The sequence below is a fragment of the Xenorhabdus sp. PR6a genome (assembly GCF_028599065.1).
Taxonomy (GTDB): domain Bacteria; phylum Pseudomonadota; class Gammaproteobacteria; order Enterobacterales; family Enterobacteriaceae; genus Xenorhabdus; species Xenorhabdus doucetiae.
Genome location: NZ_JAQRFJ010000006.1, coordinates 26,383 through 52,489 on the forward strand (window position 1 = coordinate 26,383; position 26,107 = coordinate 52,489).

Below are 26,107 nucleotides of genomic sequence, written 5' to 3' on the forward strand. Positions count from 1 at the left end.
AAAGCTAGAAATGGTACTGTAATCCAAGATCTATGCTGTAGTTTCGGTTTTCAATTCCGATAGAATCGTCGCCTAACTCATTGGTGTAGCCAGTATCATAATAGATGAGTTTTGTTTTGCCTTTACCTTCACGATATTTATTCCAGGTAAATGCCGTATAGATCTTTGTATTTTGATTTAAATAATAACCGGCATCGATACTGGCACCATAATAACGAACCTTATCCGATTTCTGGGGCAGAGTTAAACGACGCATATAATGCTCGTCGTTGCTTCGGGCTTTTACCCACGGGCTATATTTCAGTAACAGGTTAAATTCAAAATCCTGATAACGATACTGCCCGGTTAACCCAATATAGGGCAAACTAAATTTTTGTTTATAGCCCACCCCTGCCATCCCAGAAGGAAATTCCCCGATATTAGCGCCATTATCATAGATATAATGTCCACCATAAGCCGTCCAGCTAAAACGTGTTTCCTGATAACCCAATACACCACCCAATTTGTAATTGGGTTGTTTGATTAGCCAACCGGCGGCATTTAAATCAAATTCATTGGCATCATTCAAGGAAGTATCTGGGCTGGTTGACCAATGAGTCCAATGGCTTTGGTTTACATCCAACCAGTCATAATCATCCATTTTGCTATTGCGAGATGATAATTTAACCCAACCACCCCCATTCACGGTTAATCTGTCAAGAGGCTCCCAGGAAACTTTGCCTCTGGCAATCAGGGCATCACCTATTTTCCAATTCAATTGACTGCTTTTGTATTTCGGGTCTTCGGAATATCCATAGAGATGTTCATTAGATTCGCCTTTCAGCCAGCCAAGCCCAAGCATAAAAGAGACACTATTATCTCCCCAATAATATTGTGATGACGCAGGTTGTGCCATAATTCCAAAAGATAAAGTGACTAATGGAATTACTATCAAGTTTTTAATCATACTTATCATTACCTTATCAGAACAAAAGCTGAGTATTTCTATTTCCTGTTATCTGACAACAACTCACGGCTAAAAGAGATAATTTCTTTAACTATCAACAAAGGAAATAATAATATTTGTGTCATATTACTTTTATCGTTATATGTTCATAGATTAAGATTATACGCTTTTAGCTATTTTTCATTTTTTAGGCAGGATTTTTTGATTAAAACTTTTAACTATTGGATTTTAATAAATAAAATTCAACAGCCTGTTATAAAAACAGGCCGCTTATATATTGGTTTTCAACGATGATCCCGTTCACCCTATCGGGCGTAAATCGACCCATAACAACTGACTATCTGCAACCAGTGGCTTAATTACCCCTTCCCTAATATCCGGCAACCACCATGCACCTTGGCCAAAAGCAAGCTGGACACAATTTGCGCCTGCCATTTCCCAACGCCCTTTTAAAACATAGAGTACACCGCTGTGTGATGTTGGCAGTAAACGTTCCTCAGAAATGACTGAAACCTCAGAAGCCCAACATGAACGGCGAGTCATGATATTGAAACACTGAACGGGACCATCCAATAATTCCGCATGTCCCAGAATATCGCCAGAGAAATTAAATGGCGTCATCTTTTTCACCAACTCGTGTTCCAGAAACCCCGGACTGGTCAAGCGGATACCCTTCCCTTTTAATAAAATGATTGTGCGTTCAATATCAGGAAATTGCCCCACTACTCCGCTTTGATGGAGGGTCGTAAAACAGGCTCGCCAGGCAAAATCATCAGACACAGGCCAGCAAACAATATCCCTTGTTTCGCCTTTCCCTTCAGACCATTGCAGCCTTGGTAATGTTGCATAATCGAAACATTTTATTTTCATGCCACTCCCTCACCACTTTTATATTCTGTTTACAAAGCCAAAAGATAATCAGCATCAAAATGTTAATAGGCACATTGGCAAATAATTTCTCTTGCGACAATATCAAAGTCGTTGAAGTGTGATTGATTACCCGCATTCCTTTAAAAGCTGATGGCACAGCTTCCCCAATTCCTTCATTGCCAAAGCCTGCGTTTCATTCCAGGCAAACGAAGTATTCAGGCGAAAAGCATGATCAAACTGAGCGCTGGTGGAAAACATACTACCGGGCGCAATACTGATATGCTTTGCCAACGCCAGTTGATAGAGCCGGTGAGTATTAAAAGGTGGTTCAAATTCCAGCCAAAGAAAATAACCACCCCGTGCGCTGTTGACTTTCACGGATTGGGGAAAGTATTCACTGATTGCCCATAGCATCCGGCTTTGCCGCTGTTCCAACTGCCGCCTTAATCGACGCAAGTGATTGTCATACCCTCCCTGCGCCAGATAATCCGCAATGGCCAACTGGGTTGGGGTACTGGCAGATACCGTGCTCATCATCTGGAGTTGCTGAATTTTCTTTGCGTGTTTACCTGCTGCAACCCAACCTACCCGATAACCGGGGGCAAGGCATTTTGAGAATGACGCACAGTGCATAAAATTATTTTCTGTATCCCAGGCTTTTATGGGTGCCGGAGGCTCCTGCTCGAAATACAATTCGCCATACACATCATCTTCAACCAAGGCAATCTGGCTGTGATTCAAAATCTCTACCAATCGCTGTTTATTTTCGGGCGGCATGGTGCTACACAACGGATTTTGAAAACGCGACATCAACCAACAGGCTTTTATGGGATATTTCTGTACAACCTGCTGCAACGTATCCAAATCAATACCCGTGAGCGGATCGGTTTTAATGGCAATGGCTTTCAAACGTAACCTCTCTATCGCCTGTAGCGCGCCATAAAAAGCAGGCGATTCAATCACCACCCAATCACCCGGCGAAGTGACGGATTGCAAACTGAAACTTAATGATTCCATTGCGCCGGCAGTAATGACAATTTCATCAGGGGAAACATGAATACCGTGGGCGGCATAGCGACGGGAGATATTGCGCCGTAACTTTTCATTGCCCGGCGGCAGATTTGCCAGCGAACTGTGTGGAACGAAACGGCGGGCAACGGAAGCCAATATTTTTGACAATTTAGGCTCGGCCAATAAAGAGGGATCAGGAAATGCCGAACCGAAAGGAATAATTTGCGGATCTTTGCATGCCTGCAAAACATCAAAAATAGATGCACTGATCTCCACGTTTTCAGTTAAATTGAGTTCTTTTCCTCCCTTTGCCGCCGCAAAAGGTTTTAATCGGGGGGCAACATAATATCCTGATTGTGGACGTGCCACTATCCATCCTTGACTTTCCAGCAACTGGTAAGCTTGTAGCACCGTCATCAAGCTCAAACCCGACGATTTCACCGATTCCCGCAGTGACGGTAATCTATCCCCCACTTGCCAAATATCGTCCTCTATTTGTTGGCGGATCATGCCAGCCAATTGTTCGTAACGCGTCATATGCTTGGCCCTTGCTTAAACTGTTATAGGTATTTAGCAAAAAATTTTCAGTATTATACTCATCATACTTCAAGATGCACTTTTTCCTCTAAACTCGCGTTTCAAGCTAATTTAAGCTAGCATCTGCGCCCTTTTTGAAATTTTCCACGCTTAAAAATGAGGAAACTTATGTTCATCGGTTTTGACTATGGCACATCAAATTGCGCGGTAGCAGAAATGATCGGCGATACACCGCAGCTTATTGCTATCGAAAATGCTAACTTTTATATGCCTTCTGCTCTGGCTGCACCGAGCCGAGAATCCGTTTCCGAGCATTTATTTCGCCACTGGAATATCAGACCAAACAATCAAGCGGGTAAGCAACTGCTTCGTCGTGCGGTTGCTGCAAACCGTGAGGAAGGCATCGAACTTTTACCCGCAGATATCGTATTTGGGCAACAAGCATTAACGCGGTATTTGGAAGATCCCCAAGATATTTACTACGTTAAATCCCCGAAATCTTTTTTGGGCGCAATGGGCTTAAGAGAGACCCAAATCAGCTTTTTTGAGGATCTGGTTTGCGCCATGATGGCTAATATCAAACAACAAGTCGAAGCCAATAAACAGCAAACTGTCGAAGATGTCGTCATTGGGCGCCCAATCAATTTTCATGGGCGTGGTGGCGATAAATCAAATCAACAAGCTGAAGGGATTTTACTTAATGCAGCAAAACGGGCAGGTTTTCGCCATATTGAATTCCAATTTGAACCCGTGGCAGCCGGTTTGGAATATGAAGCCACATTAACAGAAGATAAAACGGTATTGATCGTCGATATTGGCGGCGGAACAACCGATTGCTCCGTGATTCAAATGGGGCCAAGCTGGCGAGGTCAATTTGAACGCAATGACAGTTTACTGGCGCACACGGGGCAACGTATTGGCGGGAATGACTTAGATATTCATCTGACCTTCAAGCAACTGATGCACCCTTTTGGCTTGGGAAGCAAAGTTACCTCAGGTATTGAGATGCCATTGACCCAGTTCTGGAACCCGATTGCCATTAACGATATACAGTCTCAGAAAGAGTTTTACTCCCGCCAGAATTTTGCCGCATTAAAATCCTTGCACAGAGATGCCCAAGAACCCGAAAAATTAGCACGCTTATTGAAAGTATATCAAGACACACTGGGATACAGTCTTGTTCGCAGCGCGGAAAAAGCCAAAATTGCGCTTTCGGAGCAATTTGAACATCGCATTAAACTGAATCTATCTTCAGAAATTATTGAAGTGAATATTCAGCGCGATCAGATGATTGCCGCGATCGAATCCACCAAAGAGAAAATGGCGAAATTAGTCAGCGAAGCCGTGGTACAAAGTGGAACCCAACCCGATGTGATCTTTATGACCGGGGGTTCAGCCAGTTCGCCTGTTCTACGCCACACGGTTGAACAGGAGTTACCGGGGATTCCGTTGGTTGGGGGTAATTACTTCGGCTCAGTCACAACAGGTCTGGCACGCTGGGCAAAAATCTGTTTTGCTTAATTGCCATTGTCGTATTAGTGCGCGCTGACGTTTCCAGTTTACCTTCCTCCCGGCCTTGCTCGATACCCTGCCTGATACCTTGTTCAATACCTTGCCTGATACCCTGCTCGCGCCCTTTTTGCTCAAGCTCTTCTGCAATGGTCATCAACATTGTTTCATGCTCCGGAGATTGTTCAATCAATTGATGGACAAATGAACACCCGATTATACCCGCATCCGGTCAAGCAATCAGTCCCGTATCAACCCTATTTTCTTCTGGTAAACCCATACCAATATATCGGCCAACGATTTTCTTTACCCATGTTATTAATAAAAGAGGCAATCACAACAAGCGCCACGCTACCCATCAGCACAGGGGTAAAAAGAAAATCAAAACCAACCGCTTCTTGCCCGGCCAAAAATATAACCAACGGATTAGCTCCTGCGGGTGGATGGACAACTCTAAGCAGTTGCATCAACATAATGGCTATTCCCACCGATAGCGACATCACAATTAAAGCGTTTCCCAATGTATATAATGTGATAATCCCGACAGCCGTGGCCAGTAAATGACCGCCAATCACATTTCTTGGTTGAGCAAGCGGAGAAGCCGGAACCGCGAAGAGGATAACGCAAGTTGCCCCAAACGGAGCCATTAGCCACGGATACTCTGTTGTCTGACTTAAATAACTCAGTACCAAAATACCCAGAAACCCTCCCAATAACCCTTTAATTAATTGAATAAAATCTGGTTTTGGTGGTAAAACACCTCCCCCTCTCAATTTACTCATATTTGATTCTCCAGATAATTAATATGCACTATTATTCAGTCAGCATGATACAGTATGTACAGATCTGTTCACTCAATAAATAGTACAGACCTGTACACTCCAAAACAACCTTTCATTAAATAAGGTTATTAATCAAGGCTGATAGGAATAACGAAGAAAAATGACGATGAACAAAAAAGAACACATCTTAGATATTGCGGAATCACTGTTTAATGAATTCGGTTACAACGCAGTCGGCGTTGATTTGATTCGGGATAAAGCCAGTGTGTCAAAAACCTCTATGTATCGTTACTTCGGCTCTAAAAACAAGCTGATTGAAAGCCTATTAATGAGGAGACATAACAGATTTGAAGCGTCACTCAATCGCGTGGTATCGGTCTCAAAAGGAACGGAAAACAAGCTGGATGCGATCCTTGACTGGCATTTTTTATGGTTCCAATCCCCTGATTTTAAAGGATGCCTGTTTATGCACGCCTTGGCAGAATTTAAAGGCCATGACGAAACTATTGTCAAACAGGCTCAACAGCATAAAAAGTGGCTAAAAGCGCTCTTATCCTCTATTTTTCCCTCCAACCAAAAAGACGCTGAAACTAAAGCAGAAACGTTGATAACGTTTATCGAAGGCATGATAGTCCGGGCTGAATTTGGTGAGGTGACTGGCTGTGAACGAATTTACCGGATGGGAGCAAAAGCCATGCTCTGAGTTTCTCAAAATAAGGCAGCTTTAATCACTAATGACTTTATAGGGATCAACTTGGAGATCGGGGCTCATTATGCGTTAAATCTGCTTTTCATATAGATTGATATCAACAAGTCTTAGATCGTTGTATTTTACCGATACAACCTTGATATTACTTAGTTCATATTGAAGGAAATATATCCGACACAAGGCCGGATATAACATTAGATAAATTAGAATCCGAAAATTGGGTTATATTCAGGAGAGAACCCCAGCTCTTTAATCTTTCTATAAAAATCTATTACTTGATATTTCGAGTGAGCCTGAAAAATATGTCCGTTAGGAAGGAAAAAAATTGGCCTATCTTTGGCATCGAATCCAGGTCCATATGGATTCCCCGTCTCATCATTATGCCAGACTAGTTTTCCACCTTTATAACCTTCATTCTTAATTTCTTTATTTAAAGCATTAATAATCGTCATGCCAAAACAATGAACATTCCCCATGTTACCATGTTCTTCCGTTTTATTCTTCCACGTTCTTTCATGTTGCCCATTTTCCATTACTATTTTAGGTTTTAGAAAATCAAGGTTTGAATTCCCTTTAAGACGTTTCGGTGGCACTTGTAATGGCCTTATATTATAGTCTTGATTTTTACGTGGAATAATAGCAAAGAGATCATAGTCTGCAGTGATAGCTTCTAATCCAGATTCGGATGGAATTTTGATTGGTAAATTTTCATGTGGGTTAACCTCAACCCCAACCTCTGGAGGATTAGTCATTACTTTTACAACATTTTTATTAACGTCAAGTACCAATCCCCCATTCGGTTCAATAAAGAATTTTTGTTCTCCTCCTGGATATACTGCTGAATATTGTTGCTCTTTTATCTGTTTTAACTCTCCAGCTTTGCACAATTTATCTATTCTTTCTTTGCTAATCATTAAATTGACCGCTCGTGCCCCACGAGCTTTAGCATCATTAATCGCCTTATTCTGCTTATCATAAGAAGAAGTTGATACTTTAGAATATGTGGCATCCTCAGTAATAAAACCTGCAGTTGGTCCAGTAGAACTGGATTTGGCCTTCATATGGAAATTTTTAGAAGGATATCCATTTATTAATAGTTCTTCACCGTGTGGATTTGGTTCTCTTATTCCTATAATTACATTATACTTCTTTGACATTTTTAGGAATGCACTATAATACAAAAAATCCGAAGAGGAAGAGGAAGGGGGAAATTGGTGATTAATATCGTTGAGAGTCATACTCCCCCTCTTTGTAATATAAGAAAAATATTTTCATGATACTTTGTTATTCCTGTCACCATTAATAATAAATTATAAGTAAATTCATAATGATTGCAGACAATTAAATACAATGACCTCACATGACATATTGGAAATTATATTTTTATTTTTCATAAAAATACTCACTTAATCCAAAACTCACTTGAAGTCAATACTAAATAAAGGAACTCAATATGTTTATAGTCATGGACATATTATAATCCCTATGGGAGTTTTAGTTATATAACCTTTCCAGATAGACTGTCAAGCCCAAATTACCATGATATTTTATCAAAATTTTAAATAAGTTTCTTTAATATAAGAATATTCAATTAATACAAAAAAATTACATAAAATTTAATCCTATTTTCCATAAATCGAAAAATAAAATATTCTGCTCAATAATCACTTTCCATTTACTCCATTGTTCACAACACGTTCCATAACCACCCCAACTGTTATAGCCAACAAACAAAAAATTGTCACTATTATACCTCAAGCCCCTGTGTTCTACTTGTCTGCACCTTCTCACTTCGTTTATCCATATCCCCAATAGATTTCAATAAGAGGTCATTATGTTAGGGTTAAATGCCCTTGAGCTCGCAAGGATACAGTTTGCATTTACGGTTTCCTTTCACATTATCTTTCCTGCCATTACGATCGGTTTAGCCAGTTTTTTAGCAGTATTGGAAGGCTTATGGCTTAAAACACGTAATACGGACTACAAGACGCTATACCATTTCTGGTCAAAAATTTTTGCGGTTAATTTCGGGATGGGCGTGGTTTCCGGCCTGGTGATGGCCTACCAGTTCGGCACTAACTGGAGCTTCTTTTCTGACTTTGCCGGTACAATTACCGGCCCGTTGTTGGTTTATGAAGTACTGACGGCATTTTTTCTTGAAGCCGGATTCCTCGGCGTTATGCTGTTTGGCTGGCAGCGGGTTGGCGAAAGACTGCACTTTTTTGCCACCTGCATGGTGGCGCTCGGCACCATTATCTCGACATTCTGGATATTAGCTTCCAATAGCTGGATGCAAACACCGCAAGGCCATGAAATTATTAATAATCAAGTCGTTCCAATTGATTGGCTGGCGGTGATTTTCAACCCCTCTTTTCCCTATCGCTTGCTGCATATGGGCACAGCGGCATTTCTGGCCTCAGCATTTTTCATTGCAGCATCTGCCGCCTGGCATCTGCTGAAAGGCCATGATTCACCCGCCATGCGAAAAATGTTGTCAATGGCGATGTGGATGATCCTGATTATTGCGCCATTACAAGCCATGATTGGCGATATGCACGGACTGAATACACTAAAATATCAGCCCGTTAAAGTCGCCGCGATGGAAGGCCATTGGGAAAATCATCCCGGTGAAGCGACCCCACTGATCCTGTTTGGGATTCCCAACCAGAAAGCAGAAGAGACGCGGTATGCCGTCAAAATTCCCTATCTTGCCAGCCTGATCCTGACACACAGTCTGGATAAACAAGTGCCGGCACTGAAAGAATTTGCGCCAGAAGATCGCCCAAATGTCTTTATGGTGTTTTGGTCATTTCGCATCATGGTGGGACTGGGCGTTTTGATGATTGTGGCTGGTATCTGGGGGCTATGGCTGCGGCATAAAAAGCGCCTTTATGAGAATCGGTTCTTTCTCCGTTTTATGCTTTTGATGGCCCCTTCCGGCCTTATTGCGATTCTGGCGGGCTGGTTCACCACCGAAATTGGCCGTCAACCGTGGGTCGTCTATGGCTTAATGCGTACCCAAGATGCGGTATCCGCCCATGGCGAAATCCACATGAGTATCAGCTTACTGATTTTCTTTGTCGTCTATGCCGCCGTCTTCGGTATGGGTTACGCCTATATGATGAAACTCATCCGTAAGGGACTGCCACAAAACTCAAAGAAGGAGTCCGTCAATGGGCATTGATCTTCCTCTTATTTGGTTCCTGATCATCATATTCAGCACCCTGATGTATATCGTGATGGATGGTTTTGATCTGGGCATCGGTATTTTATATCCCACGATTAAGGGGCAAGCCGATCGTGATTTGATGATGAATTCCGTGGCTCCTGTCTGGGATGGGAATGAGACTTGGCTGGTGCTGGGCGGTGCCGGATTATTTGGTGCGTTCCCATTGGCTTATGCCGTGATTCTGGATGCACTGGCAATTCCGTTGACCATAATGTTATTGGGTTTGATATTTCGTGGCGTGGCATTTGAATTTCGCTTCAAGGCCACGCCAAAGCACCAACACGTTTGGGATAAGGCCTTTATTGTCGGTTCAATGCTCGCTACTTTTATGCAGGGTGTTGTTGTTGGGGCGGTTATTGCCGGTTTTCCCGTCGAAAATCGTGTTTATACCGGCAGCTATTTTGATTGGCTGGCGCCTTTTCCTCTATTTTGTGGCTTTGGCCTGATTATCGCTTATGCCTTATTAGGATGCGGCTGGCTGGTGATGAAAACCGAAGGTCATCTGCAACAACAGATGTCCCGTGTTCTGCGTCCCTTAACCTTGCTGATGCTAACGGTGATTGCCATGATCAGTATATGGACGCCACTCGCTCACCCAACAGTGGCTGAACGTTGGTTCAGCTTGCCAAATCTGTTTTTCTTTATGCCCATACCATTACTGGTATTAGGGTCAAGCTGGCAGCTATTAAAAGCGTCTCCAAACTCAAGCCATTACACCCCGTTTCTGACTGCACTATTACTGATTTTCATGGGTTTCACGGGATTGGGGATCAGTATTTGGCCGAACATTATCCCTCCCTTTATCAGCTATGAAGAGGCCGCCTCTCCGCCTCAGTCGCTCGGCTTTATGCTGGTTGGCGCCCTGTTTATCATCCCGATTATCTTGACTTATACCTTTTGGAGTTATTATGTCTTCCGAGGAAAAATCAGCCATGAACAAGGTTACCATTAAAACAGCACCACAACGCCCTTCATTATGGCAACGTTTAGGCTGGCTGGTAATCATTTGGTTTTGCAGTGTCCTGGCCTTATACGCCGTCTCCACGTTATTTCGCGCGTTAATGACCTTGGCGGGAATGAAGGTTAAGTGATAATTCACTTTTTAAAATACAATTAACAACGGGTTCAATTTATCTCCCCCAGCCACAAAATTAACTGGGGGTATTTCTTGAAATCTATAGGTTATCAGCCATAAGCCAAAAGCGCTTTCTGACACAGTTTGGAGCGGACACAATCTTGTTGAGAAAAATGGATCACACTGATAGCTTCATCATCGGAAAACCGTTCCAGTGCATCCGCCAATCCCGATGTAATATTTACCGGCAAATCACACTGGCTAATATCACCATTGACAACCACGGTGACGTTTTCTCCTAATCGCGTTAAAAACATTTTCATTTGATTGACAGTCACATTTTGTGCTTCGTCAAGGATCACAAAGGCATTCTCAAATGTTCTTCCTCGCATATAGGCAAAAGGGGCTATTTCCACTTTACCGATTTCAGGACGCAGGCAATATTGCAGAAATGAAGCGCCCATGCGTTTTAATAACACATCATAAACCGGCCGAAAATAAGGCGCGAATTTCTCCGCCATATCTCCCGGCAGAAAACCGAGATCTTCTTCTGCCTGTAATACCGGACGCGTTACGATGATTTTATCAACCTCTTTATTGATTAAAGCATCGGCTGCCATTACAGCACTAAGGTAGGTTTTGCCACAGCCTGCTTCACCATTGGCAATAATTAATTGCTTGTTATTGATTGCCCGCATATAACGATACTGCACTTCGCTGCGCGGCATAACGTCTGAAGTATCCCTGTTTTCACGTGCCATTCCGATAGCTTCAACACTTCCAAACTGTACCAGTGAAGTGACATTATCATTATTCCGATAACGTGATTGTCGCATGTCCTTTTTCAACATTCTTCTCACTTCACGGCGAGCTTTGATCACTGCTTTCTGTCTAGCCATAATCGCACACCTTATCGTTAAGTTTCACTTTACGGTGTTTTATATCGATAGCATTAACTGCGTAATAAATAGGAGCTTCCTTTTAAGCTCATTAAGGGCCCATAAAAAAACCGGCGTTAAGATCGTCACACTTTCATTAGCAACATGATCTTAATCGCCGGTTCCTAACAAGAATGCAGTTTCAGTTTCTGTCATTAGCATTCCTCGCATCTTTCCGCTTTCTTTGGTGTAATCTAACGGACTATGATGTCAGTATAATGACAGTTTTTTACTTATGACAAGCTTGAAGGTTAAATTTTACTGAAACATTCTTTGATTTTTATTAGCAACGCCTTTTCACCATTCACAATCGCTATTTTTTACAATTACCGGCTAAACGATATCCTGCTGTTTTAGCTTCTGCTTCTGAACGGAAATAAACTGCATTTTTATCTGCCACCGTCTTATAGCCAGAGCAATGCGCAAAATGATAAATCTGACTATTTTTGTTTCCCTTAATCATCTCATTTTGCCCCATTTTCGAGGTGGTTCTTTGGGCTGATACCTGATGATTCCCGGCTTGCAAATGGTTTTGCTTTGGCGCACTGTTCTGTGCCGCTAATCCTTGTTGTGATAACAAACCTTGACCTGAATTTTTATGCCCCAATTCCCATTTTTTGCTGCCAGTCACAAATGGGTTATGGTGCCCCATAATTTTGGCAATCCGGTCATCCCTTTCACGCTCCCAGGCATCCACGGGATATTGACGATCCCATGCCATCATCAATTGCTGCTGCTGGCGTGACATCGTCAGATTATAGCGGTCATGCATATAAAAATAGACCCTGGCAACCATGCCTTTCACTCTGTCGCGCGGTTCAAACAGATGTGACTTAAAATCCACTTTACTGCGACATGAACCATACATATCAGGTGTGTTTCTGGCGAGCATTCCGTAACCGAAATTACTGCGATCACCATTAACTTCACCAATTGACGGCGCTAAATTATGCATATCTGATTCTATCCTGCGAAATACGGGATCAGTCTCAACGCAGTTTTTCCGCCCACCCTTTTGCCAACATTGGCGTTGATGCCCAAATACCCAAGCCGGCACCATATGTTCCCATTCAATGCGTTCAGCCCTGGTTTGCTGTGATCGGACATGATAACCACAAGACGCCAGATCAACACGCCCGCCACTTTTGCCAACCCATTGCCAATCACATCCACAATATAATGTGCCAATACCTGATTTTGTCTGTCCGCTATAAACATTCTTTCTTGATTCAACTTTGGCTTGTTCAAAGCTACTTGGTGCACTCCAGGCATGGAAAGAGAGGGTTAACCCAAAAACCAAAAGATAGCGTGCCCACTGGTGAATTTTACTGTTCAAAATAATACCTATTACTTATTTATCAAAATATTGCTGCATAACATTCAGCTATTATCCTGCCTGACAACACTATAAAATGACAAATATTATTCGTCTATTTTTCTTTATAACCCATTTGATGGGAATATTAAGCGTAAAAATATTATGTTTATTAAACTATTGAATGTCATTTATTTGGATAGTATCAAGGTGTTTTAAAAATTTTAATTCATTTTAGTAGGATAAATGACCATTAGCACTAAAACTGAACAACTTGAGCAAGAGTTGCTGGAAGTTGTAAAGAAATATTCAGGGAACGAAGAAGTGACTGTCATTACCACTAACCATTCAGAAAATAATTTACAGATTCAGGTTATTATTGCCGGTAAGAATCAGTTAGATATTACACTGAATTCGTTTTCTGATTAAAAATAACCGTGCTTTTTCAAGCACGGTTTTATAAATAATAACGGATTTAATCCAAATTAAATCCGTTATCTTACGACCAAGACAGAGATATTGGCATAGCCAACGATACCCGACGCATTTGAACCCAGTAAATGAGTCGAAATATCAGGCCGACGCGAGCCGACAATAATCAAATCGGCATTAACCTCACGGGCGGTAGACAGCACCTTATCGCGTGGGGAACCAAAGGCAACTGAAAACGACACTTTATCTTTAGGTAAGTCAATTCGTTCTACGACTTTTTTAAGCTCTTCTTCAGAATTCGTGATAGCTTTTTTGGCAAAAGCACTTAACAAATCATAGTGGTAACTGTAATTCACAGAAAATCGGGAAATATCGGGCACAGAATGAAAAAGATGAACTTTTGCATTCGATATTTTTGCCAAATACTCTGCATGCTTGATGGCATTATCAGTTAATATATCTTCCGAAATATCAATTGGAACTAAGATTGTGTTATACATACATACTCCCCTGTAATCGGATATCACCGCCAGTGACTAAATAATTATCGCACAACTAATACCGATGTTTTTGCATATCTGACAACACCGGCAGAGTTGGAACCTAACAGATGAGTGGTGATATTGGGACGCCTTGAACCAATGACAATCAAATCAGCGCCAATTTCATCCGCTGTGGCCGCAATTTCATCTCTTGGAGAACCAAATGCAATCGAATAGGCGATCTGATGATCGGGTAATTCAATGGAGTCAACCAGCTTCTTCAAGTCTTGTTCTGCCTTGATAGTCGCCCTGTCCTTAATCTCCATATAGCCCAGGGCATAAGCATTAATAATCGCTGATGAAATGGGTAATACATGTAGAAAATGCAATTTAGCCCCGGTTTCTCTGGCGATTTTAAGCGCGCAGCCAACGGCCTTGTTGGTGAGATCCTCTTCTGAAATATCGACTGGTACTAAAATAGTTTTGTACATATGCACGCTCCTACTTATTGAAATACCAAGTTATCCTGATTTCTTTAGTATATTGAAACACGGAAAACTTACTGTGAGTCACCTAACATCTAAAACATGTTATGCCCTATTCAGATTTATGGATAGAGATTAGCCTACAAACTCATAAACATCCCTGCAATCGTGGCACTCATGAGATTGGACAAGGTTGCCGCCAGCAGTGCCCTGAAGCCAAGCCGTGCAATATCTGACGTCCGTTCAGGGACAACCGCGATAAATGCCCCGACCACCACGGCAATCGAACCAAAGTTGGCAAAACCACACAGGGCAAATGAAATAACCGCAATGGTTTTCGTTTCCAGTACCACCGCCGGATTGTTCAAATAGGGAGAAAAGTTCACGTAAGCCACAAATTCGTTGATGGCCAGTTTTTGCCCAATCAGGCTCCCGGCCAAATCTGCGTGTTCCCAGTTAACCCCCATCATGTAAGCCAATGGTGAAAAGAGATAACCAAACAGGCTTTGCAAACTGACGCCTTGCCAACCGAACATCCCGCCGAGGCCACCGATAAGACCATTGATCAGCGCTATCAGGGCGACAAAGGTCATGACCACCGTCGCGACGCCAACTGCGATTTTCAACCCCAGCATTGCCCCTCCCGCAGCGGCTTCGATAATGCTGGCGGGACGCTTGTCGCTAAATGAAATTTGTTCAAACTGGACTTGGGAAGGTTCCAGCGCCGGGCTGAGTAAACGGGCAAATAAAATACCGCCGGGGATCGCCATCAATGATGCCGCCAAAAGATATTCTATCGGTACGCCCAATCCGGCATACCCCACCAGCATCGAACCGGCAATCGAAGCCATGCCACTGCACATAACCGTGAAAAGCTCATTGCGGTTCATCTTATTGACAAAAGGTTTCAATACCGCCGGCAATTCATTTTGCCCAAGAAATATCGTGGTGACCGCAGCAAAAGCTTCTATTTTGCTAATTTTCATCGATTTCTGAAACACATATCCCAAGATATTAATCACCCATTTCATGATGCCAAGATAATAAAGGATCGATATCAGCGAGGTAATGAAAATTATCGCCGGCAATACTTGAAATGCAAAAATAAACCCTGCCCCATCAAACAGCTCATTCATTTTGGGGCTGACTAAACTGCCAAAAATAAATGCACTGCCGGCTGAACTGTAAGAAATCACCGCATTGACGCCATTAGCCACATGATTAATTAACCATTTCCCCGCAGGGATATACAGCATTATTGCACCAAGGCTGACTTGCAGAAATAATGCGGCGCCCACTGTACGTAAGTTAATTCTTTTTTTATTGACGGAGAATAGGTAACCTACAAAGAGCAGTATAACCACACCCAATAAACTGCGTAGAATATCCATGATTATCTTCCTGCTTTTTAGCCAGCCTGAAAAACAAATCAGGCTGGCATCTTTTTTATGATGATTTTGGATAAAAAGATTGAATGGAAATTATGATGTTTTATTTATCTCTTGGTAAGCAATCGCAATTTCAGCGGCCAATTTAGCATTATTGAAAACCAATTCGATATTCGCCTGTAAACTTTCTCCGCCGGTGATTTCTGTCACTCTCGCCAATAAGAAAGGTGTACTTTCTTTACCCACAATACCCTGATTTTCTGCTTCATGGACAGCCTGTTCAATCGCGCTATTGATGCGTTCTTCCGCCATGGCAAAGGGTTCAGGAATAGGATTAGCAACCACAATCCCGCCTTTCAGCCCGGAGCGCCATTTGACGCTCATGGCATGGGCGATTTGTTGAGGATCATCGAGCCTGACACTAACGGGAAACGGGCTGCTACGGCAGAAAAATGCCGGCAGTTTTTCTGACTGGTAACCCACCAGAGGCACACCATGCGTTTCCAAATACTCTACGGTCAGCCCCAAATCAAGAATAGATTTAGCCCCAGCGCATACGACTGCGACGTTGGTCATGGCTAATTCTTGTAAATCGGCCGAGATATCAAAAGAGCGTTCAGCCCCGCGATGAACACCCCCAATCCCCCCTGTCGCAAATACCGCAATGCCGGCCATTTCTGCAATAATCATGGTTGAGGCAACCGTCGTTGCGCCCTGTTTTCCCGCCGCAATAACAAAAGGCAAATCACGCCGGCTGACTTTGATAACCTGATCTCTTTCTTTCGCCAAAAATTCAATCTCATCATGAGATAGACCAACTTTGATGCGCCCCCCAATAATCGCGATGGTTGCCGGAACCGCACCCTTTTCCCGAATACACTGTTCAACCTGCAAGGCGGTTTCTCTGTTTAGCGGATAAGGCATTCCGTGGGAAATAATCGTCGATTCCAACGCAACGACAGGACGATTGTCCGCTAATGCGTGAACCACTTCCGGAGAAATATCCAAATACTCATTTAAGGCAATATTTTTATTCATGATTTTCATTCCAACAGTTTTTTTACTCTACTACAGGATAAATTCGGGTAATTAGTTAATTCTGAAGATAAAGTCAGTGCAGAACAGCCTTGGGAAAAACGAATACTCTCTTCCCATGACATCCCTTCCAGCCAGCAATGGGCAAGGCCAGCCATCATCGCATCACCGGCACCATTGGCGTTGACAATATTGATTGGAATAGCTGGCGAACACCCGGCAACGCCACCAATTTCGCTGTAATACACCCCTTCTGTTCCCATGCTCAAAGCGATCCGTTGGACGCCTTGCTGATGAAACCAAAAGGACGCATTCGCCGCATCTGCCAATGTCGTGATTTTTATTCCACTCAATATTTCAGCTTCAAGCCGATTAGGTTTTAAGGTATGGATATGAGATAACCAATGACGGATTTTATTGGCTTTAAATGTCGAGACGGTATCAACAAAGATCGGGATATTTCCTGCATAACTAAATAACCACGCTAAAGCATCTTCCGTTAAATTACAGTCAATAATCAATATACCCGCATTTTGAATGAGAGCCTTAGATTGAGATAATAAAGCCGGCGTGAGCTTTTCTAAGATACTCATATCATTAACAGCAACCTGCATTTCACCTTGTTCATCGATCAATGAATGATAAGTTGAGGTACTTTCTCCTGACAATTTATGCAGATAGTCCGTATAAACACCGGATAATTTTGTTTTCTCAAAGAGTGTTTCGCCATAAATATCGTCGCCAATAACCGAAATAAGATAACTTTCATTACCTAATAACGCGATATTATGAGCGATATTTCTTCCTACTCCACCCACCGTAGATTTATTTTTCCCCGGATTAGAATCTCCATAAATTAATTCAGAGAACACGTAGCTGGTAACATCCATATTAGCGGCACCGATCGTTACAGCATAACTATTTTCTGAGAGAATATAACCTTTTCCTTTTATATTTCCTTTTTTAGTCAGATTCATAATATGTCCCGCGACACATGAACGGCTAACTCCAAGAATTTCGGCGATTTCCTGCTGCTGAATAAAAGGATCGCGCCTGATAATCTGCAATATCTGTTTTTCCCGATTTGCCATATTCATGTCCTTATTGATGTTTTTAACATGACAACTTTCTATTTCATCACTGGGTAACAGTAAAGTTGATTTATGATGTTTATGGTCATTGTGAGAAATTGATCGTAGAGCGCATGAAAAAAGGCTTACAGCGGATAAATGTGATTAATGTCGCCATATTAATAATGAAAATATCCCAAAGGATAGAATTTTATATCAATAAATCGAACGCATAATATTTTATGTTGTAATAATAACAATAAAAACAATCATATCCATCAAATGCAGAACGAAACCAACATATGTTTATTTTTCTATTATTATTGATTTTTGGACTGTCAGAGAATTATCCGTTACATCAGATGATGATTTATTTCACAATCTTTTATGAGTGATGAATATAAACAGAAAACGTTACTGTTTTCACTTAAAAACACCTATTTTATTCAAAATGGCTGGTTAAAAAGCATTTCTCAACTAAAAATAAGTATAAAAAAGGTGCTGATATTCAGCACCAAAATAACGCCAAGTATGTGACACCCAAAATTGGATTACTCTTTTTTATCTAACGGAAAATATGCTTGCAGGACGTTTTTTTGGCTGGTTATCATACAGGGTGGGTTTAGTTATTATCTCTGAAATATTGGGCTATTCTTGCCAGATAATTCATTACCTTGGGATTTCTAGCTTTACCATGAGCATCTGGATGCATAACGGCTAACAAAGAAAATCTATTTTCTTCCAATAGCCCTTGAACGTAAACCAAACATGCATCATTCTTGGGATTATTTGGTTCACATGTTCTGTAATATTGCACTCTGTTTTTAGGAAATGAATCAGGCGGAAAACGAAGATGAATGTGCATCATGCATGATTTATATGCAGCCTCAGGCTGAGTATAAGCAACATCTCTGCCAAAATAGTCTGGAACTTCTCCAGTTTCTTTATAGCGCTTAAAGTCTTGGAGAATAGCCTGTTCAAGTTTCGGGTATTTTAGGAAAACGTCTTCAAAAAATTCTTTTCTTGTATGCTCATTTATTGATACGTCTACCTGTTCCATCTATCACCCTGTAAATGAAAAATTCCCAGACTCAATCTTTTCAGTCGTATAGGCAGCTAATTCTGATAAGGCAGCTTTATTTATATCGCTTTTATAAATATTAGGCAAATTAAACAATTGACGAGACAGGTCGTTCAACCGGGCTATTTCAAATCTAACTTTTGCCACAGATTTAAGATAAAGTTTCATTTCTTGCTTTTCTTCATCTGGGCGATCTTGCTTCAACATAGCTCTAAGCCCCTGCTCAAACCCTCTTATTGTAGCTTCACAGGCTTTATTCATTTCCAAATCATTTTGAAATATAACACCACGAACTTGACTTTCATCAAGACTTAGAAGATTTAGATAATATTCACTGATTTCATTAGCCAATAAATCAACAATTACTCTTCTTTCTTGATATTGAGCTTTTAAATCATCCAAATTATAAGTGGTTTGACCTACATTAAAGCTAAACATATTTCGAGCGTCCTTTGAATCCACTTGCTCAGCAACGAATGAAGGGATTGTTAAAGCACCTCCAAATAATATCCCTGCTAAACAACTTCTTAGTGATAGATTCATGACGTTTTACCTTATCAAATAGTCGATCATAGTGTGTCACAAACAGTCATAGTGCGTCGCTATGCATCACTATATGATACATCATTTGATCTTACAACTACGCGATAAGCAGAAATTAGCGACTTATCATGCTAACCAATCTGCACTTGCCCGTGTTTCTCGCAAAACTCAACCAATCTACTCGCCAAGTGGCAAAATGTCTCATTTGCTGCGCTTGTTTCCACATTGACACCAACACGATGGCAGATATCAGATAATGATCCAATATAAATTTCAGGTAATACCGCAAATAAAAAAGGTGCTGATATTCAGCACCAAAATAACGCCAAGTATGTGACACCCAAAATCGGATTACTCTTTTTTATCTAACGGAAAAGGGACAGGATGTTTTGTGTTGTAGTTAAAAGTATACATGGCCGTTATGACCATCATGACAACCAGTGTCCAAGACACTTCTTTCGCTCCGGTTCCCAAAACTGCCCAGATGCAATAAATGAAGGCAATAAACGTAACGATGATATATTGCGTTTTCTCTTGCCCAAGATGGCCATGACCAATTAATAACAAGGCAGCACAGGTATACAGGTAAGGGACCAAGGTAAAAATAACCGAGACAGACGAGACCAAGCCAAATTCTTTCGCCGCATTGGGGGAAATACTGCTGAGCTGGAAAATCGTCATTAAGATGCCGAGGATCAACAAGCCCGCAACCGGTGTCCCCGCTTTGTTCACTTTGGCAAAGATGGCAGGAAACAGCCCATCGTCTGCCGCAGCCTTGGCCGTCTGCCCGGCGAGTAGTGTCCAGCCGCCCAGTGATCCCAAACAGCCTGCCGCCGCACAAAAGGCAACCACTGCGCCGGCGGTATCGCCCAAGGCCAGTCTGGCCGCATCACCAAAAGGTGACGATGAGATTTTCAACGCGGCATTAGGGATCATGCCCATAATCACGCTGCTGGACAGCACATAACAGACCGCCGCAATCAACACGCCGCCAATAGTGGCAATCGGCACGTTGCGCTTGGGATTTTTAACCACACCCGCCGCAACGGAAGCACTTTCAACGCCGATAAAGGACCATAATGTGACGTTTAAAATGCTCTGGATCGCACCAAAGGTATTCAACCCACTGACGTTCCACGCCGCCATATAAGTCTGGCCGTTAAACCAGAACCAGCCCAATACCGCAGTGGCGACAATCGGAATCAGGGCTAATGTTGTCGCGACCGCCTGCACTCGGGTAATCACATGCGGCCCGATGATATTTAAAATGACAAATATCCACAGTATGACGGTACAGGTGAGGGTTAAAATGATGGGATCTTTCAGGATGGGGAAAAAATAACTCAGATAACCCACGCCAATCACCACCATGGCGATATTGCCGATCCAGCACGCCAGCCAATACAACACGTTCGTCTGATAGCCTAAAAAGGGGCCAAAGGCCCGTCTTGCATAGGCATAAGAACCACCGGGACTGTCATCCAGTGAGGCCATCTTTGCATAGACGATTGATAACCCCACCGCGCCAATGATGGTCACCAGCCAGCCAAGAATGGCAATGCCCCCGGTTGCCGCCAGACTGGCCGGCAGCAGGAAAACCCCCGATCCCATAATATTGCCTGCCACCATCAGCGTTACCGGGATCAATCCGACTTTTTTTGCCTCTGAAACCGTAGCCATAATTTATCTTCCCGTTTTCACTTTTTTATACACATGACGTGATAAATGCCGTTGATAATTTCCGTGCCTTCCGTTTCATGCTCAAAGCCAGGAAATTCATGATCCCACTTTTGCAATGCGTGTAAATAGCCAATCTGCGGGCTGGACTTATCACCAAAATTTTCACCTGAAAGCAGCATGGGAATACCCGGCGGATACGGGATGATAGAGTTGGCGGCAATGCGATGAGGCAGATTATCCAGTGCCACCATTTCCACTGCATTGGTCACAATGGCTTGATAAGCGGCTCGCGGGGTCATTTCCATTTTGGGCAGGCCCGCATAGGCCTGATTGAGTTTTTCGCCCGGATTATTCTGGCGTAAATAATCGAACATGTTGTCGCCCAATTCTTGCAAGCCTAAATGTTCATACACCTCCGGATACTGCTCCACTAAATCCGGCAAGACCTTACTCAACAGCGTATTCGCATCATAATGGTGTTTGAAAGAGAGTAAGGTGTTAAGTAAGGTTCCCCATTTTCCTTTGGTGATGCCCATTGAAAACAGGAACATAATTTGGAAATCCGTGGTACGGGTCGGTACGATACCGTGCTGGCTTAACCATGCAGTGACCAAGGCAGCCGGTACACCCTGTTTTTGCAACTTCCCGTTATCTCCCATGCCCGGCGCCAGGATGCTGACTTTAATCGGATCGAGCATACTCCAATTATCCGGCAAATCTTCAAACCCGTGCCAACTGTCGCCCGGACGCATGACCCAACAGCCTTGATCTTTCGTCAGTAACTCCCTGGGGGCATCGGCAAAAGCTATTTTCTTGCCGGTTGCCGGATCGGTGACTTTTTCCTGATTCCAGGGTTTAAAAAACCAGTCCCCCTGCTTACTGAAATCCCGGTGTAAACGCGCCAGTGCCTGACGAAAATCAACCGCTTCTTCAATCACTTCCTGCGTCAAAGAGTAGCCGCTGTTACCGTCCATCATGGCAACCGCAATATCATTGGAAGCACAAATCGCGTACAGCGGAGAGGTGGTCGCGTGCATCATGTAGGCCTGATTAAACCGTGAGAAATCCACCGGGCTACGGCCATCGCGGACATGAATAAAAGAGGCTTGGGAGAGCGCATTCAACAATTTATGGGAGGAATGGGTCGCAAAGACGGTCGGCCCGGTGTGGTTTTTCGGTTCCCCGCGCATCGCATAATGATCATGATAAATCGGATTAAACCGCGCATAGCCATACCATGCCTCATCAAAATGGATCCTATCGACGCTTTTATCCAACAGTTCCTGAACCTGTTTGGCGTTATAACAGACACCATCATAGGTACAGTTTGTTACTACGCTATAAACGGGTTTCTGACCGGCCATCTCCTTAGTCAATGGATTTTGTTTCAGTTTTTTCTGTAAGGTCTTGGCCTGCATCTCTTGCGGATAGATAGGCCCGATAATGCCATAGCGGTTACGGCTTGGCAGCATATAAACCGGTTTCGCGCCTGTCAGGATCAACCCCTGTTCAATCGATTTATGGCAATTCCGGTCAATGATGACCACGTCATCTTCGGTCATGCAAGCCTGCATAATCGTGCGATTAGAACCGGATGTGCCGACCACGACCGAATACGAATGGTCGGCACCAAATACTCTGGCGGCATTTCTTTCACTTTCACCGAATGCACCGGAATGATCCAGCAGTGAACCTAATGAGGCGCGTTCAATTCCCATGTCGGTACGAAAAAGATTCTCCCCATAATAGTCATGATAAAAGCGGCCAACGGGGGTTTTATTAAATCCGACGCCCCCTTGATGTCCGGGTGCCGCCCAGGAATATTCATAGGTTTGGCTGTATTTCATCAACGCGGACATTAAAGGCGGGAATAATTGTTGACGATAACGCTGCATGGCCGCAATAGCACGACCCGCGATAAAATCCGCAGAATCTTCCAATATCCAGGCAAACTCCGTTAGCTGTTCCAGTAATGCATGATTGAGCAAAAATACCGTTTTTTCCCGATCACTTAATAAAAAGACCGGCACATTTTCCTGTCGCTCAAAGAGTTTATTCAATAGCTTCTGTATTTGCAGATATAAATCATCATCCATGAGCGCACAGCTTATCATTAAACAATCGAACGGCTCATTGGCTGAAATTATTGTATAGCTATCATCAAAAGACTCAGCAATCACCACCTCAACGTCTTTCTCGATTAATTTATCTGCCAATCTATGCACCGCATTTTCAATATAGTGGCTATGATATCGTGTACCCACTTCGTTTTTGGCTATCAATACTTTCATGACATTATTCCTTACGCTACATCTATTTGAACTAAAAGGATAAATTCAGGATTACCTGACAGTGACCCTAGATAAGAATGATTAAAAGTATTTTTAACGATGCCGAGTGAGTCATAGCAAAAACTGCCAGTAACATAGTCATATTGATTAACTATTTTGTGAAATATAGTTGCCTATCAAAAATCATATTGAACAATATAGTATCTATTTGAACTTGTGCAATTTAAGCAAATCAGCAGCACATAGATTTATCGACACAGAACCCATGCCATATCTATTGAAAAAACAGGAAAAATTGCCAATAACGGTTATTTTAATATCTTATTGCAATTACTTTTTTGATTGGGTTTTATTTATTCTATTGGTTTTTTATATAATAAGACACTATTTTATATTATAAAAAATGATAAAAAAGCCCCTGAAACTCAGAGGCTAAACTTGCGAAAACATGAAGGAAAAAAATTTAAAAAATCTTACATTTTACAAATGGAAGTATTGGAGGATTTCACTCCACCATTTTTTTTCTTTCACTGGTATGGTATAAGCTCCATCAAAAGGCTCACCACTAATATAGAAACGCTGATCTTGTTCATTCCCTGTAGACATATTCGGCAATATATGTTCAGAACCTAAAATATGTATAGAGCTAGGAATTACGAAAGGTGAGCTTTGACCGATGAAATTATTATCCTTATCATATAAGACAACATAATGCGGACGTTCCTTTATTATTCTGAAATACATGCCAAATATATTGATAGGTGCAGGATAATAATATCTAACGACATAGTTATCATTCCTATCCTCAGTTATAAAAAACGAACTTGTTGCAAATGTTACATGTGATAGAAAAAACCACCATAAAAAAAACATGGTAATGATGCCATATTTAAGTAACTTACTTAATTTCATACATCACCTTAAATTTACTCGGAGGATCTATCCAGTAAACATCTGAGAAAACAATAAAGTCACCACCTTCATGATGTGTTTTTTGCCATTCTCTGAAATCTTTATTAAAGACAGGAACAAATCCTTTATATTCTCTGTATAGTTTCCCCCAAAATCCTGCGGCATGACTAGCCATATATTTTGGCATATCACTAAAAGGAAGAACTCCGTCCCAACTCCATATACCTAATAATTCACTACCTCCTGAAAAATCATAGGAATCTTTAATATAAAATCCAATTTTATCAACTAAAAATTTTTTCTTTTCCCCAGATAAATCATAGCATCCTCGAATGCAAAGTTCTAAATTACCGGAACCAATGGCACCTCTTAACTCATCAACAGTATCAAAAAAACCACCAAATTGAGTCATATTAACTTGAGTTGTATAATCAATATCAAGAATATTATCATCATATCCAGCATATATTTCTTTCGATGATGACGATTTAATTATATTTCTTTCTAATAATCTTCCAAATAGACTATTACTGGAGGCTTTATTACCTAGTTTTTCATTTATCAACTCATCTATTGCATCCTGTACTTGCTTATATCTGATAGCCCAACTCATTTTTACTATATTATCATTGTACATATCATCAGGAATTTCAATGGCTTTCCCTTTCATGTATTTAATTCTTAATGAATCCGTAATTTCAGCAAGTGGTCTTTCAAACCAATGACGCATTAAAGCCGAAGCCACAGGCCAACCCATTTTATCCATGAGATTTGGAATATCATAAAGAGATGGTTTTTTAAAATAAACCTCTGTATTTTCTCCACCTTTAACGGTTCTTGTTTTTAAAATACTCATTTATCCATCCCTATTTTTATCTGATGCAAATATTCAATTTCAATATCTTCTTCTTTTTTCGAATTAACAGAATTCGTAACACCGGATTCTTTCGAAACCCCTTCTATCAACCCTTTTCCAGTTTTGATGCCATAAGCAAGATCACCACATGTTTTCCCGTCAATTTCATTTTTTAGCGTAAACTTATGGCTGAATAAAGCCTCTGTTGCGGTTTTCAGCAAAGAATCAAATCCCGAAAGCAGCGGCCTTTCTTCTTCACGTCCCTGCAATTGCGATATAGTGTAACCCGTTGTTCCTGCCGCGCGGTGCGTGAATGACATCGACTTATAATCAAGCTGCACCGTTTCATACGGGATCTGGTCATTGTCATCTATCGAATGCGGGTAGTGACAGGAAAAATCAACAATGGTTGCGCCTGTCAATTTGATCTCATAGAAAAATTCCAATTGCCCGGCAAGGTTTACGCGGTAACACTTAAAAAGGGCATCCAGCAACTCGTTTTTGTCTATCGCCAATCCCAGCAACGGGGAAGATTTATCAATGGGTTTGGTAAAACTGACCGGAAGGTGATTGACGTTCTGATCGCGTGCCATCCCATGGCTGAGGTGCAATACCTGTATTTCATCTTCCCGCCCGGCCTGATAGCGGTTGCCGATAGATTCAGGCGTTGAACACCCCGCCGAGATTAAGCCTTGCTTCTTGCCCTTTAACGACAAGTAAATAAGATAGGACATTCCTGTCTCCTGTCATCTGATTTTCAATGGATGCTCATAACAGCATCAATTAAACAGGATATAGCAGTAATGCTTATCTATTCCAGCGTGGATAAAAGTACATCAGTAAAATTGTGATTGATCTCTCTTCTTAAGCAAAATCAGATAATTACCTAATGTCAATTTAACCGCGGCTTTAGTAAGAGCCAGCGCACAAT

General features: G+C 41.9%; 24 protein-coding genes and 2 pseudogenes. 6 read left to right on the forward strand and 20 right to left on the reverse strand.

Features of this window, described 5'->3' with window-relative positions:
• Positions 1 to 4 precede the first annotated feature (4 nt).
• From PSI15_RS03055 to PSI15_RS03065, 3 genes are all read right to left on the reverse strand, one after another.
• Positions 5 to 946 carry an omptin family outer membrane protease gene (locus PSI15_RS03055; protein ID WP_323858596.1) on the reverse strand — a complete coding sequence of 314 codons (942 nt, stop codon included), beginning with the start codon at positions 944 to 946 and terminating at the stop codon, positions 5 to 7.
• Positions 947 to 1,246: 300 nt separating this feature from the next.
• On the reverse strand, positions 1,247 to 1,816 hold the full coding sequence (locus PSI15_RS03060; protein WP_273582248.1) for a HutD/Ves family protein: 570 nt from the start codon (positions 1,814 to 1,816) through the stop codon (positions 1,247 to 1,249).
• A 126-nt stretch (positions 1,817 to 1,942) separates the two neighbouring features.
• A complete protein-coding gene (locus tag PSI15_RS03065; RefSeq protein WP_273582249.1) occupies positions 1,943 to 3,364 on the reverse strand; it encodes an aminotransferase-like domain-containing protein in 1,422 nt (473 codons plus the stop codon).
• Between the two features lie 168 nt (positions 3,365 to 3,532).
• Here PSI15_RS03065 and yegD point away from each other — a divergent pair, with 168 nt between their 5' ends.
• On the forward strand, positions 3,533 to 4,885 hold the full coding sequence (yegD, locus tag PSI15_RS03070; protein ID WP_273582250.1) for a molecular chaperone: 1,353 nt from the start codon (positions 3,533 to 3,535) through the stop codon (positions 4,883 to 4,885).
• Here the strand turns inward: yegD and PSI15_RS03075 are convergent.
• Both PSI15_RS03075 and PSI15_RS03080 read right to left on the reverse strand, forming a co-directional pair.
• A pseudogene (locus PSI15_RS03075) lies at positions 4,842 to 5,078 on the reverse strand (hypothetical protein); the annotation flags it as partial. The gene yegD and the pseudogene PSI15_RS03075 sit on opposite strands and share 44 nt — an antisense overlap.
• Positions 5,079 to 5,130: 52 nt before the next feature.
• On the reverse strand, positions 5,131 to 5,655 hold the full coding sequence (locus PSI15_RS03080) for an HPP family protein (protein WP_273582251.1): 525 nt from the start codon (positions 5,653 to 5,655) through the stop codon (positions 5,131 to 5,133).
• Positions 5,656 to 5,821: 166 nt separating this feature from the next.
• Here PSI15_RS03080 and PSI15_RS03085 point away from each other — a divergent pair, with 166 nt between their 5' ends.
• Positions 5,822 to 6,358, forward strand: a complete 537-nt coding sequence (locus PSI15_RS03085; RefSeq protein ID WP_273582252.1) for a TetR/AcrR family transcriptional regulator — start codon at positions 5,822 to 5,824, stop codon at positions 6,356 to 6,358.
• A 209-nt stretch (positions 6,359 to 6,567) separates the two neighbouring features.
• On the opposite strand, the gene PSI15_RS03090 is transcribed toward PSI15_RS03085, so the two are convergent.
• Positions 6,568 to 7,602 carry an anthrax toxin-like adenylyl cyclase domain-containing protein gene (locus PSI15_RS03090; protein ID WP_273582253.1) on the reverse strand — a complete coding sequence of 345 codons (1,035 nt, stop codon included), beginning with the start codon at positions 7,600 to 7,602 and terminating at the stop codon, positions 6,568 to 6,570.
• A gap of 596 nt (positions 7,603 to 8,198) precedes the next feature.
• On the opposite strand from PSI15_RS03090, the gene PSI15_RS03095 reads away from it, so the two are divergent.
• From PSI15_RS03095 to PSI15_RS03105, 3 genes are read left to right on the forward strand one after another with little or no spacing between them, the layout of a single operon-like run.
• Positions 8,199 to 9,548: a cytochrome ubiquinol oxidase subunit I gene (locus PSI15_RS03095; protein WP_273582254.1), complete on the forward strand. Its 1,350-nt coding sequence runs from the start codon at positions 8,199 to 8,201 to the stop codon at positions 9,546 to 9,548.
• A complete protein-coding gene (gene cydB, locus PSI15_RS03100; protein ID WP_273582255.1) occupies positions 9,538 to 10,545 on the forward strand; it encodes a cytochrome d ubiquinol oxidase subunit II in 1,008 nt (335 codons plus the stop codon). Before PSI15_RS03095 ends, cydB begins: the two co-directional genes overlap by 11 nt.
• Positions 10,526 to 10,684, forward strand: a complete 159-nt coding sequence (locus PSI15_RS03105; protein ID WP_071827259.1) for a DUF2474 domain-containing protein — start codon at positions 10,526 to 10,528, stop codon at positions 10,682 to 10,684. The genes cydB and PSI15_RS03105 overlap by 20 nt, the downstream gene beginning before the upstream one ends.
• A 94-nt stretch (positions 10,685 to 10,778) precedes the next feature.
• Here the strand turns inward: PSI15_RS03105 and phoH are convergent, their stop codons facing one another.
• Positions 10,779 to 11,567 carry a phosphate starvation-inducible protein PhoH gene (gene phoH, locus PSI15_RS03110; RefSeq protein ID WP_273582256.1) on the reverse strand — a complete coding sequence of 263 codons (789 nt, stop codon included), beginning with the start codon at positions 11,565 to 11,567 and terminating at the stop codon, positions 10,779 to 10,781.
• A 352-nt stretch (positions 11,568 to 11,919) separates the two neighbouring features.
• Positions 11,920 to 12,942, reverse strand: a complete 1,023-nt coding sequence (locus tag PSI15_RS03115) for an endonuclease (RefSeq protein ID WP_273582257.1) — start codon at positions 12,940 to 12,942, stop codon at positions 11,920 to 11,922.
• A 225-nt stretch (positions 12,943 to 13,167) separates the two neighbouring features.
• Between PSI15_RS03115 and PSI15_RS03120 the strand changes: the two genes are divergently transcribed.
• Positions 13,168 to 13,350 carry a hypothetical protein gene (locus PSI15_RS03120; RefSeq protein WP_045970497.1) on the forward strand — a complete coding sequence of 61 codons (183 nt, stop codon included), beginning with the start codon at positions 13,168 to 13,170 and terminating at the stop codon, positions 13,348 to 13,350.
• Positions 13,351 to 13,415: 65 nt separating this feature from the next.
• Here PSI15_RS03120 and PSI15_RS03125 read toward each other — a convergent pair whose 3' ends face one another.
• The 12 genes and pseudogenes from PSI15_RS03125 to PSI15_RS03180 form a co-directional block, all read right to left on the reverse strand.
• Complete coding sequence (locus PSI15_RS03125) at positions 13,416 to 13,853, reverse strand: universal stress protein (RefSeq protein ID WP_045970495.1); 438 nt, start codon at positions 13,851 to 13,853, stop codon at positions 13,416 to 13,418.
• Positions 13,854 to 13,897: 44 nt separating this feature from the next.
• A complete protein-coding gene (locus PSI15_RS03130) occupies positions 13,898 to 14,326 on the reverse strand; it encodes a universal stress protein (protein ID WP_045970493.1) in 429 nt (142 codons plus the stop codon).
• A gap of 134 nt (positions 14,327 to 14,460) precedes the next feature.
• Entirely contained in the window at positions 14,461 to 15,711 is a 1,251-nt protein-coding gene (locus PSI15_RS03135; protein ID WP_273582258.1) for a NupC/NupG family nucleoside CNT transporter, read from the reverse strand.
• 90 nt (positions 15,712 to 15,801) lie between these two features.
• Positions 15,802 to 16,746, reverse strand: a complete 945-nt coding sequence (locus PSI15_RS03140) for a pseudouridine-5'-phosphate glycosidase (RefSeq protein ID WP_273582259.1) — start codon at positions 16,744 to 16,746, stop codon at positions 15,802 to 15,804.
• A 5-nt stretch (positions 16,747 to 16,751) separates the two neighbouring features.
• Positions 16,752 to 17,834, reverse strand: coding sequence for a PfkB family carbohydrate kinase (locus tag PSI15_RS03145; protein WP_273582260.1), 1,083 nt, complete (start codon positions 17,832 to 17,834; stop codon positions 16,752 to 16,754).
• Positions 17,835 to 18,435: 601 nt separating this feature from the next.
• Positions 18,436 to 18,873, reverse strand: a complete 438-nt coding sequence (locus PSI15_RS03150) for a type II toxin-antitoxin system YafO family toxin (RefSeq protein ID WP_273582261.1) — start codon at positions 18,871 to 18,873, stop codon at positions 18,436 to 18,438.
• 3 nt (positions 18,874 to 18,876) lie between these two features.
• A complete protein-coding gene (locus PSI15_RS03155) occupies positions 18,877 to 19,437 on the reverse strand; it encodes a hypothetical protein (RefSeq protein WP_273582262.1) in 561 nt (186 codons plus the stop codon).
• A gap of 351 nt (positions 19,438 to 19,788) precedes the next feature.
• Positions 19,789 to 21,117: an arginine/agmatine antiporter gene (gene adiC, locus PSI15_RS03160; RefSeq protein WP_273582263.1), complete on the reverse strand. Its 1,329-nt coding sequence runs from the start codon at positions 21,115 to 21,117 to the stop codon at positions 19,789 to 19,791.
• 17 nt (positions 21,118 to 21,134) lie between these two features.
• Complete coding sequence (gene adiA, locus PSI15_RS03165) at positions 21,135 to 23,408, reverse strand: arginine decarboxylase (RefSeq protein ID WP_273582264.1); 2,274 nt, start codon at positions 23,406 to 23,408, stop codon at positions 21,135 to 21,137.
• A gap of 480 nt (positions 23,409 to 23,888) precedes the next feature.
• Positions 23,889 to 24,320 carry a DUF6201 family protein gene (locus PSI15_RS03170; protein ID WP_273582265.1) on the reverse strand — a complete coding sequence of 144 codons (432 nt, stop codon included), beginning with the start codon at positions 24,318 to 24,320 and terminating at the stop codon, positions 23,889 to 23,891.
• Positions 24,307 to 25,176: a DUF6402 family protein gene (locus PSI15_RS03175; RefSeq protein ID WP_273582266.1), complete on the reverse strand. Its 870-nt coding sequence runs from the start codon at positions 25,174 to 25,176 to the stop codon at positions 24,307 to 24,309. The genes PSI15_RS03170 and PSI15_RS03175 overlap by 14 nt, the downstream gene beginning before the upstream one ends.
• A 275-nt stretch (positions 25,177 to 25,451) precedes the next feature.
• Positions 25,452 to 25,910, reverse strand: a pseudogene (locus PSI15_RS03180) (Hcp family type VI secretion system effector); the annotation flags it as partial.
• Positions 25,911 to 26,107: the final 197 nt, after the last annotated feature.

What these genes read in the sequence shown, in the direction of transcription:
- PSI15_RS03060 (WP_273582248.1), bottom strand. Translation starts at nt 1,816, where the DNA reads ATGAAAATAAAATGTTTCGATTATGCAACATTACCAAGGCTGCAATGG.
- yegD (WP_273582250.1), top strand. Translation starts at nt 3,533, where the DNA reads ATGTTCATCGGTTTTGACTATGGCACATCAAATTGCGCGGTAGCAGAA.
- phoH (WP_273582256.1), bottom strand. Translation starts at nt 11,567, where the DNA reads ATGGCTAGACAGAAAGCAGTGATCAAAGCTCGCCGTGAAGTGAGAAGA.
- PSI15_RS03175 (WP_273582266.1), bottom strand. Translation starts at nt 25,176, where the DNA reads ATGAGTATTTTAAAAACAAGAACCGTTAAAGGTGGAGAAAATACAGAG.
- PSI15_RS03055 (WP_323858596.1), bottom strand. Translation starts at nt 946, where the DNA reads ATGATTAAAAACTTGATAGTAATTCCATTAGTCACTTTATCTTTTGGA.
- PSI15_RS03135 (WP_273582258.1), bottom strand. Translation starts at nt 15,711, where the DNA reads ATGGATATTCTACGCAGTTTATTGGGTGTGGTTATACTGCTCTTTGTA.
- PSI15_RS03140 (WP_273582259.1), bottom strand. Translation starts at nt 16,746, where the DNA reads ATGAATAAAAATATTGCCTTAAATGAGTATTTGGATATTTCTCCGGAA.
- adiC (WP_273582263.1), bottom strand. Translation starts at nt 21,117, where the DNA reads ATGGCTACGGTTTCAGAGGCAAAAAAAGTCGGATTGATCCCGGTAACG.
- PSI15_RS03065 (WP_273582249.1), bottom strand. Translation starts at nt 3,364, where the DNA reads ATGACGCGTTACGAACAATTGGCTGGCATGATCCGCCAACAAATAGAG.
- PSI15_RS03155 (WP_273582262.1), bottom strand. Translation starts at nt 19,437, where the DNA reads ATGAATCTATCACTAAGAAGTTGTTTAGCAGGGATATTATTTGGAGGT.
- PSI15_RS03120 (WP_045970497.1), top strand. Translation starts at nt 13,168, where the DNA reads ATGACCATTAGCACTAAAACTGAACAACTTGAGCAAGAGTTGCTGGAA.
- PSI15_RS03095 (WP_273582254.1), top strand. Translation starts at nt 8,199, where the DNA reads ATGTTAGGGTTAAATGCCCTTGAGCTCGCAAGGATACAGTTTGCATTT.
- PSI15_RS03105 (WP_071827259.1), top strand. Translation starts at nt 10,526, where the DNA reads ATGAACAAGGTTACCATTAAAACAGCACCACAACGCCCTTCATTATGG.
- PSI15_RS03090 (WP_273582253.1), bottom strand. Translation starts at nt 7,602, where the DNA reads ATGACTCTCAACGATATTAATCACCAATTTCCCCCTTCCTCTTCCTCT.
- PSI15_RS03125 (WP_045970495.1), bottom strand. Translation starts at nt 13,853, where the DNA reads ATGTATAACACAATCTTAGTTCCAATTGATATTTCGGAAGATATATTA.
- PSI15_RS03085 (WP_273582252.1), top strand. Translation starts at nt 5,822, where the DNA reads ATGAACAAAAAAGAACACATCTTAGATATTGCGGAATCACTGTTTAAT.
- cydB (WP_273582255.1), top strand. Translation starts at nt 9,538, where the DNA reads ATGGGCATTGATCTTCCTCTTATTTGGTTCCTGATCATCATATTCAGC.
- adiA (WP_273582264.1), bottom strand. Translation starts at nt 23,408, where the DNA reads ATGAAAGTATTGATAGCCAAAAACGAAGTGGGTACACGATATCATAGC.
- PSI15_RS03080 (WP_273582251.1), bottom strand. Translation starts at nt 5,655, where the DNA reads ATGAGTAAATTGAGAGGGGGAGGTGTTTTACCACCAAAACCAGATTTT.
- PSI15_RS03130 (WP_045970493.1), bottom strand. Translation starts at nt 14,326, where the DNA reads ATGTACAAAACTATTTTAGTACCAGTCGATATTTCAGAAGAGGATCTC.
- PSI15_RS03170 (WP_273582265.1), bottom strand. Translation starts at nt 24,320, where the DNA reads ATGAAATTAAGTAAGTTACTTAAATATGGCATCATTACCATGTTTTTT.
- PSI15_RS03145 (WP_273582260.1), bottom strand. Translation starts at nt 17,834, where the DNA reads ATGGCAAATCGGGAAAAACAGATATTGCAGATTATCAGGCGCGATCCT.
- PSI15_RS03150 (WP_273582261.1), bottom strand. Translation starts at nt 18,873, where the DNA reads ATGGAACAGGTAGACGTATCAATAAATGAGCATACAAGAAAAGAATTT.